The sequence below is a fragment of the Agrococcus casei LMG 22410 genome (assembly GCF_900163565.1).
In the GTDB taxonomy this organism is placed as follows: Bacteria; Actinomycetota; Actinomycetes; order Actinomycetales; family Microbacteriaceae; genus Agrococcus; species Agrococcus casei.
This window is the reverse complement of sequence record NZ_FUHU01000017.1, coordinates 1-1,288: the sequence shown is the minus strand read 5'-3', so window position 1 is coordinate 1,288 and position 1,288 is coordinate 1. Positions and strand designations below refer to the sequence as shown.

The 1,288-nt window shown below is 54.3% G+C and carries 2 protein-coding genes; both read left to right on the top strand.

Annotation, left to right across the window (positions count from 1 at the left end; translation table 11 throughout):
• The first annotated feature begins 167 nt into the window (after window positions 1-167).
• Window positions 168-716, top strand: a complete 549-nt coding sequence (locus tag CZ674_RS13920; RefSeq protein WP_143244609.1) for a hypothetical protein — start codon at window positions 168-170, stop codon at window positions 714-716.
• A gap of 10 nt (window positions 717-726) precedes the next feature.
• Window positions 727-1,137 carry a hypothetical protein gene (locus CZ674_RS02745; protein ID WP_143244608.1) on the top strand — a complete coding sequence of 137 codons (411 nt, stop codon included), beginning with the start codon at window positions 727-729 and terminating at the stop codon, window positions 1,135-1,137.
• Window positions 1,138-1,288: the final 151 nt, after the last annotated feature.

Below are 1,288 nucleotides of genomic sequence, written 5' to 3'. Positions count from 1 at the left end.
GTCGATTGTGACGCACCGCAAGATGTCCTCCCGAGCGCATCGACACATCATCCAGTCCTGGAAAACTCGATCTATCGCCTTGCGAAAAATTAACTACTAGTCGTTTACGCGACAATTTAGTACTGTTTGGTTTGACAGGTGTTGCTCTACAGATTCAAGGGAGAATCATGCAGCTCAAGAAGTCAACCAGACTAGTGCTAACCGTTATCTCAGTTTTTGCCTTGCTGGGGGGAGGGTCGGTGGCCGCATCCGCAAATGCGCCAGCTGCCGATGATGACCTCCTCAAGCCAATGGCAAACATTCATACCTACTACACCGTGATCACCAAGAAAACGATCAGTTCCTCCTACACCAACAAGAGTCAGCTGCTGGGTGTTTGCAAGAATCCGGGCGGGAAGTGCTCGATCTCGAAGTCAGTCAGTGTGACTCGAACTATTCAGTTGTCCCTTGGTGCTGCCAGAAACAACGTTTCAGCTGGGTTAGGCATTTCTAACGCGGGAACCGTGTCCTCTTCCATTTCTTGCACTTCACAGATTCTGAAGAACGGACAAACGTTCCGCGCGTACCCTCTGGGCACTCGATACAGTTACCAGATTCGAGCGGAGCAATGGATCGTGGAGCGCGGGGTGAAGCAGCACAAGATCAGCACCAAAACCAGTGGCACACTGTACGCTTTCAACCCGCATCCAAACGGTGTGAGCTGCACGGTGAGCTAGGTTGACGCTTATGAAGCGCACCGCTGCCGCCGGGTCTGTCGGACTCGTTGTTGTGTTCGGCTTACTTGGTTGTTCCCCCGGTGGGGGCTCGTGGCCAACCGCGATGCCTGACTTTGTGTTCAAGGAGGTGCCGCTTCTTGAATCGGCGAGCGAGGAGTATGGCCAGCTCGAACTTCTGACCTACGCGAGTATGTCGCACCGACTGGGTCTGCCAGAGGGAGACTTGAGTGAAGCGCAATCTGGTGGTTGGACAATCGTCTCTATCTGCGCCGATGGTGACGACCTGAGCGACGTGGTGCATTTGCGTGCGGGTGTCATCCCGACGGAATATGTAGATGAGACCGTCATGGAAGCTGCCGAAGCAGGCGAACTCCTACCTGTAGATTGCGAACCAGACTGGCAAGTCTTCCCAAGTCAGTAGATCAAAGCAGCGCTGCGGAAGCCCAGCGCTCAACAAGTGACTTGGAGAAGCCGTAACCTAGACGGCCCGTTGTAGTCGAAGAGTCCGGGTAGGCCCTACTCGCAAGTAGCTGCGAGTAGGACCTACCGCATCCTCCGTGGTCATTAACGGT

Bases quoted from the DNA above. Each gene is read 5' to 3' on its own strand.
- CZ674_RS13920 (WP_143244609.1), top strand. From the start codon at position 168: ATGCAGCTCAAGAAGTCAACCAGACTAGTGCTAACCGTTATCTCAGTT.
- CZ674_RS02745 (WP_143244608.1), top strand. From the start codon at position 727: ATGAAGCGCACCGCTGCCGCCGGGTCTGTCGGACTCGTTGTTGTGTTC.